Below are 5,937 nucleotides of genomic sequence, written 5' to 3'. Positions count from 1 at the left end.
CCATAAGGCCGACGCCTTTCTCGCCCGCAACCGCTATGGCCAGGTGCCGGTGCTTGAAGATCACCAGTCGGATTATTGCCTCTGCCAGTCATCCGTGATCCTCGACTATCTCGCTGACGAGAGCGGTAAACTCGGCGGCAAGGACCGGGGTGAGCGCCTGCGTGCCCGCGAATGGCAGCTCTGGGGCGCCGGAAACCTTACGACCGGCATCTATCGCACCCGCGCCGCCAAGCTCGGCTTCTTCAAGTTCCCCGAAGCCATCGCCGAAGCGAACCTGCAGACTGCCCTTGCCGCGCTGAAGGAACTCAACGGCCTGCTCGACGGGCGCGACTGGCTGGTCGGCAAGGGGGCCACCATCGCCGACGTCGATATCTACGCCATAGCCGCCTATGCCCCGCAGGCCGGCATTGACCTCGCCGCCTATGGCAATGTCCGCAAATGGCTCGCCCGCGTCGAGGCGCTGCCCGGCTTCAAGGGCGTCAATGACTGCCTGCCGCAGGCGAGCGTGAAGGCATGATCAACGGCGTCGATCACATCGTGATCCTCGCGCCCGAGATTGAAGCAGGCGCGGCGGTCTATGCCGCCCTGCTCGGCCGCGGGCCGGACTGGCGCGCCGTCAGCGATACCGGCGTCGCCACCGCGCTCTTCCAGCTCGGCAATACCGCGCTGGAACTCGTCGCCCCGTCCGGGCACGGAGCAAGCGCAGAACACCTGCGCGCCCGCATCACCGAGGAAGGCCCCGGCCTCAAGTCGCTGGCCTTCCGCTCGGCCGACCTTGCCGGAGACCACCGCGCCCTCTTGCGCCTCGCCCTGTCGCCCACGCCCACCGAAGACGGTGTGAGCGAAGACATGAACCGCGAGGCCCGGCGCACCTGGCGCAGCTTCCGCGTTCCGCCGGAACACACCGCCTCCATCCGCTGGTTCTTTGTCGAGCCGCTGGAGGGCGCGCTCGAGCCCGCCGAAGTTCCCCTCGGCCATGTCCACGCGCTTGACCATCTTGTCATCAACACGCCGAACCCGGACCGCGCGATGGCGCTCTACGGCGCCAAGCTTGGCCTGCGCCTCGCGCTCGACCGCTCCGCGCCGGAATGGGGCGTGCGCCTCATTTTCTTCCGCACCGGCGGCATCACGGTCGAAATCGCCCACCGGTTGGGGCAGGGGGAAGACCCCGCCGGGCCGGACCAGTTCTGGGGCCTCACTTGGCGTGTCGGCGACATCGAAGCCGCCCATGACCGCCTCACCGCCAAAGGCTTCAAACTCTCCGAAGTGCGCACCGGCCGCCGCGCCGGTACCCGCGTCTTCACCGTCCGCGATGGCACGATGGGCGTCCCCACCCTGTTCATTTCCGGCGCGGCCGACTAAAAGCCTCGCATGACCCCCTTCACCGCCCTCACCGGAACCGCGGCGCCCCTTCTCGAGAAGGGCAAGCCGATGTCGAATGTCGACACCGACATGATCATTCCGAAACAGTTCCTGAAGACGACGACCCGCACCGGCCTCGCCATCGGTCTGTTCCACGAGTTGAAAACCAAGGCGGACGGCTCGCCGAACCCGGATTTCGTGCTCAACCGCCCGGAATATGCGAAAGCCTCGATCCTGATCGCGGGCGAGAATTTCGGCTGCGGCTCCTCACGCGAGCACGCCCCCTGGGCGCTGCTCGACCAGGGTATCACCTGCGTCATCGCGCCGAGCTTTGCCGATATCTTCCACAACAATTGCTACAAGAACGCCATCCTGCCGGTCCGCCTGCCGGCGGAAGTCTGCGAGAGGCTGGCCACGGCCGCCGGCGGTTCGAACCATGTCTTCACGGTCGATCTCGCGGCGCAGACCGTCACGACGCCCGACGGCGAAGTGCACAGGTTCGACATCGATGCGGGCCGCAAATCGAACCTGATGGCCGGGCTCGACGAGATCGGCGCCTCGCTGACCGCGGCGCCCGCGATCGATACCTTCGAGGCGCAGCGCCGCCTCGCTACCCCCTGGCTCGAAACCGCCCGCTGAAACGCAGATCGGGCCGCTACCGGAGACACGCCATGCCCCGTTCCGTCCGCCTGCTCCTGCCGCTGCTGCTCATCCCGGCCCTGTCCGCCTGCCTGAACGATCCCTTCGGCACGAAGCCTGAAGTGCGCGGTGTGAAGCTTCCCGAGAAGCCCGCTGAAACCAAGACCGAGACGCCGGCCGCCGATGCGCCGGACACCCAGCCATGATCGTCATCGAAGGCACGGTCCGCATCCCGCCGGAAAACCTTGAAGCCGCCCGTCCGGTGATGAAACAGATGATCCGCGCCAGCCGCGCCGAGCCCGGCTGCATCGATTATGCCTATGCCGTCGATGTGCTCGACCCCGGCCTCGTCCGCGTCACCGAGCGCTGGGAGACCCGCGCGGCGCTGACGGCGCATTTTGCCGCCGCCCATATGGCCACCTGGCGAAGCTTCTCCCCGCAGCTCGGCATCACGGACCGCTCACTGCGCCTTTATGAGGCCAACCCCGAGACGATCTGACCCCCGTACGGCCCAATTCAGGCTTGCCCCCCCGGTTTTTACGCCGGTAGCCACGGCTTCCGCCGCAGAGGGGAGAAGCCGATAAAATACCAGATCCTTGGCGCCGTTCTGGCTGTCAGCCTGCGCCGGCGTTCCGGGGGGGGGCAGAGGCGGCGGCCGAAAAAGTGTGCCGCGAAATCCAGACGACCGGGTCCTGTACCGTAAAGCGGGAATGACTGACCCCGAAACAGTGGGTCAGCCGCGACGAGGAAGACCGGGCGCGCGATCCCGGGCTCTATGACAACGCCAAACAGGACGGTAATCCGGCCACCATGTAAGGCTTGCCTCGCCGGGCCCGGTCCTTTAGCGGGACAGGCTAAGTCATCGAGGATCGCTGTCATGCTGAAAGCCCTTGCCTTATCCGTCCTGCCGGTCGCTGTCCCCGGCGCCTGCGCCGGTACGCCGAAAAACTGGCCGGGAACGAGCGCAAGGAATGGCGCTCCGCCGAGAGCGCCGGCCCGAAGTTTCCCAAGGAAGACTGCCGCACCGCCGAAGACTGGGCCAAACAGGACGCAGACGAAAAGGCCCGTAACGAGGGCCTGCTCGGTCAGTCGCGCCAGGGCGTTTAGCCCTGAACGGGGGCGCTGCAGCAAAAGTGTAAGGTGGATAAAAGGCTGACATGAAACGCACGCTCCTTCTCCTGCCCGGCGATGGCATCGGCCCGGAAGTCGTCGCCCAAGCGCGCCGCGTGGCCGAACTGCTCGTGCCGGACATCATCATCGAGACCGGCCTTGCCGGCGGCGCCAGCCTCGACGCGCACGGCACACCGCTGACCGCCGAGACGCTGGCGCGTGCTCACAAGTCGGACGCGGTCCTCCTTGGCGCTGTCGGTGGTCCCAAATGGACGGGCGCGGCGCGGGACAAACGCCCGGAAGCCGGCCTGCTTGCCCTGCGCAAGGGTCTCGACGTCTTCGCAAACCTGCGCCCCGCCTTCTGCTTTCCGGCGCTGGTCGATGCGTCCAGCCTGAAGCGCGACCGCGTTGAAGGCCTGGACATCATGATCGTTCGGGAGCTGACGGGCGGCGTCTATTTTGGCCAGCCGCGCGGCATCGACGATGCCGGCGGCCTGCGCCGCGGCTATGACACCGCCATCTATACCCATCCGGAAATCGAGCGCGTCGCCCGTGTCGCCTTCGAAATCGCGCGCGGCCGGAATGCCCGCGTCTGTTCGGTGGAAAAATCCAATGTCATGGAATCCGGCCTCTTCTGGCGCCAGGAAGTCACCCTCGCGCATGCCGAATTCGGAGGCGGCGTTGCGCTGTCGCACATGTACGCTGACGCCTGCGCCATGGAACTCGTGCGTCAGCCTAAACAGTTCGACGTGATTCTCGCCGACAACCTCTTCGGCGACATCCTCTCCGACGAAGCCGCCATGCTGACCGGCTCCATCGGCATGCTGCCATCTGCCTCGCTCGGTGCGCCCGGCACGCCCGGCCTTTACGAGCCCGTGCATGGCTCGGCGCCGGATATTGCGGGGCAGGGCATCGCCAATCCCTGCGCCGCGATCCTCTCGCTCGAAATGGCGCTGCGCTGGTCGTTCGGAAAGGAGAGGGCCGCTGACGCCCTCCTCGCTGCTGTCGGCAAGGCGCTCGACCGGGGCGCCCGCACCCGGGATCTTGGCGGCGACCTCACCACAAGCCAGATGGCTGACGCAATCATCGCCTCGCTCTGACCTCGGAAAATGAAAAACCCCGCAGTGTGCTGCGGAGTTTTCCTCAAAATGCTCCGTATGCGGATTAAAACGTCCGGCGCAACGTGATCCCGAACATGCGCGGCGGGTTGCCGCGGAAGCCGAGACGCGCGCGAGCGCCGCGCTCACGGTCGAAGGACAGCTGGGTGTCCTCAGCCGTGAGGTTGTTGGCAGACAGCGTCATCGGCCAGGTCTCGAATTCGAGGCCTGCGCTGGCGTTCAGCGTCGTATAGGCGCCGAGGTTCAGGTCCGCCAGGTTGTGCGGGTTCTCAAGGCCCGTCAGGGCGCCGAGCGCCAGCCCGGGCCCTGTGTTGGCAGCTGGTCGCTTGGCTGCGTGAAGCGGTCGCCGATATGCTGCACCGAACCCGAGACGAACGCGTCTGCGTTCACCCAGGTGGGTGCCCAGCGACAGGTGCTGGCTGCAGACGCCTGCAGCTCCGGCACGGAGGGCAGGCGGTTGGCGTCCTGGATGCCGCCGATCACGGCGCCGTTGCCATCCCTCACGGCGGAGTCGAACTTTGCTTCCAGCACGCTGGCCGAAAGGTCGAAGTCGAGGCCCGCCATCGGGCTCCAGCCGAGTTCCGCCTCGACGCCGACCGCGCGTGCCGCCGCCGTCTCTCCCAGCGGCAGGTTGACCATACCCTTGATGTGGCCACCCGTTCCGCCGTCCTTGATTGTATTGAGGCTCGCCTCGAGGCTGCCTTCCTGCGTGCCGGGTGCCGGCTGGTTGGTGATGTAGCGCACCGTACCGCCGACCGAGCCCGAGCCGAACAGCGTGCCCTGCAGCCCGCGCAGCGTCTCCGTCCGGTTGAGATCGTAAAGGTCAATGTCCGGCGTGAACAGCGACAGCGAAACCGCCGATACGTCGAGGTAGACGCCTACCTGTTCCTTCACGCCCGGCTGGCCGCGCACGATCTGCCCGGCCAAGACGCCGCGCACGGCGACCTGGCTCTGCCCCGGTCCGAGGTTCTGGATCGACAGGCCCGCCACCGAGCGGGCCACGTCTTCAAGATTGCCCGCGCCCGTCCGCGCGATGTCCTCGGCGGTCTGCGCGTTGATCGAGAAAGGCATGTCCTGAATGGTTTCGTTGCGCTTGGTCGCCGTCAAGATGACGGCCTTCTGCCGCGCTTCGACATCCTCGGCCGCGTCCTGTGCGAAGACAGGCGGCGCCATCACCATCACCATCTTCGCCAGCGCCTGAGCGCTGAACTTCATGTAAGTCTTCATTGTGTCCTCCCGGATGGACAGGGCGTCCCGGTTTTCCGGATTGACGTCTCCTGCCGCTGGTTCAGACGTTAACGCGTGGGGCTCGCCGGACAGATATCCCGGCCCGCCCGGAAGCCCTGACGCGGCGGAAGTACTTTGGGGCAGACAAAAATGTTGCGCGATTTTCCCTCTCCGGGAGGTAGCCCGCCCCAGGCCGTTCGCCTGCGCAGCGACTGGCGCTCCGGCGACGCGGACCTGATCGTGGGCCTGCACCGGCGCGGCTATGGCGGCGAAGGCCCCGTCTTCGCCGGGCGCTTCTCGGAATATGTCGGCCTCACCGTTGCCGAAGCCGGCCTCGACGCGCCCGGTCATGCGAGCCGCGTCTGGTTCGCCGAGCGGGGAGGAGAGCCGCTCGGCTGCGCCGCCATGATCGACCGCGGCACGCGCGGCCAGCTGCGCTGGGTCGTGCCCGTGCCCGTGCCCGAGGCGCGCGGCCTCGGCC

At 67.0% G+C, this 5,937-nt stretch carries 8 protein-coding genes and 1 pseudogene; 7 read left to right on the top strand and 2 right to left on the bottom strand.

The genetic code is table 11. The features are described from left to right. The 6 genes from WEA77_RS04305 to leuB all read left to right on the top strand — a co-directional run. A partial coding sequence (locus WEA77_RS04305) for a glutathione S-transferase family protein (RefSeq protein WP_368066634.1) occupies positions 1-517 on the top strand: 517 nt, incomplete at its 5' end. After that, on the top strand, positions 514-1,362 hold the full coding sequence (locus WEA77_RS04300) for a VOC family protein (RefSeq protein ID WP_368066633.1): 849 nt from the start codon (positions 514-516) through the stop codon (positions 1,360-1,362). The genes WEA77_RS04305 and WEA77_RS04300, both read left to right, overlap by 4 nt. Before the next feature lie 9 nt (positions 1,363-1,371). Continuing rightward, entirely contained in the window at positions 1,372-2,001 is a 630-nt protein-coding gene (gene leuD, locus WEA77_RS04295) for a 3-isopropylmalate dehydratase small subunit (protein ID WP_368066632.1), read from the top strand. A gap of 32 nt (positions 2,002-2,033) precedes the next feature. Beyond that, a complete protein-coding gene (locus tag WEA77_RS04290) occupies positions 2,034-2,207 on the top strand; it encodes a hypothetical protein (RefSeq protein ID WP_368066631.1) in 174 nt (57 codons plus the stop codon). Then, a complete protein-coding gene (locus tag WEA77_RS04285; protein WP_368066630.1) occupies positions 2,204-2,500 on the top strand; it encodes a putative quinol monooxygenase in 297 nt (98 codons plus the stop codon). Before WEA77_RS04290 ends, WEA77_RS04285 begins: the two co-directional genes overlap by 4 nt. Positions 2,501-3,158: 658 nt before the next feature. After that, complete coding sequence (gene leuB / locus WEA77_RS04280) at positions 3,159-4,211, top strand: 3-isopropylmalate dehydrogenase (protein WP_368066629.1); 1,053 nt, start codon at positions 3,159-3,161, stop codon at positions 4,209-4,211. Between the two features lie 64 nt (positions 4,212-4,275). Here leuB and WEA77_RS04275 read toward each other — a convergent pair whose 3' ends face one another. Beyond that, positions 4,276-4,413 carry a hypothetical protein gene (locus WEA77_RS04275; RefSeq protein WP_368066628.1) on the bottom strand — a complete coding sequence of 46 codons (138 nt, stop codon included), beginning with the start codon at positions 4,411-4,413 and terminating at the stop codon, positions 4,276-4,278. Positions 4,414-4,508: 95 nt separating this feature from the next. Then, entirely contained in the window at positions 4,509-5,456 is a 948-nt protein-coding gene (locus WEA77_RS04270) for a TonB-dependent receptor plug domain-containing protein (RefSeq protein ID WP_368066627.1), read from the bottom strand. A gap of 150 nt (positions 5,457-5,606) precedes the next feature. On the opposite strand from WEA77_RS04270, the pseudogene WEA77_RS04265 reads away from it, so the two are divergent. Beyond that, positions 5,607-5,937 (top strand): annotated as a pseudogene (locus WEA77_RS04265) (hypothetical protein); the annotation flags it as partial.

The sequence above is a fragment of the Hyphomonas sp. genome, assembly GCF_040882205.1.
Taxonomy (GTDB): domain Bacteria; phylum Pseudomonadota; class Alphaproteobacteria; order Caulobacterales; family Hyphomonadaceae; genus Hyphomonas.
This window is presented reverse-complemented; position numbering and strand designations above follow the sequence as displayed.

Bases quoted from the DNA above. Each gene is read 5' to 3' on its own strand.
- WEA77_RS04300 (WP_368066633.1), top strand. From the start codon at position 514: ATGATCAACGGCGTCGATCACATCGTGATCCTCGCGCCCGAGATTGAA.
- leuD (WP_368066632.1), top strand. From the start codon at position 1,372: ATGACCCCCTTCACCGCCCTCACCGGAACCGCGGCGCCCCTTCTCGAG.
- WEA77_RS04290 (WP_368066631.1), top strand. From the start codon at position 2,034: ATGCCCCGTTCCGTCCGCCTGCTCCTGCCGCTGCTGCTCATCCCGGCC.
- WEA77_RS04285 (WP_368066630.1), top strand. From the start codon at position 2,204: ATGATCGTCATCGAAGGCACGGTCCGCATCCCGCCGGAAAACCTTGAA.
- leuB (WP_368066629.1), top strand. From the start codon at position 3,159: ATGAAACGCACGCTCCTTCTCCTGCCCGGCGATGGCATCGGCCCGGAA.
- WEA77_RS04275 (WP_368066628.1), bottom strand. From the start codon at position 4,413: ATGACGCTGTCTGCCAACAACCTCACGGCTGAGGACACCCAGCTGTCC.
- WEA77_RS04270 (WP_368066627.1), bottom strand. From the start codon at position 5,456: ATGAAGACTTACATGAAGTTCAGCGCTCAGGCGCTGGCGAAGATGGTG.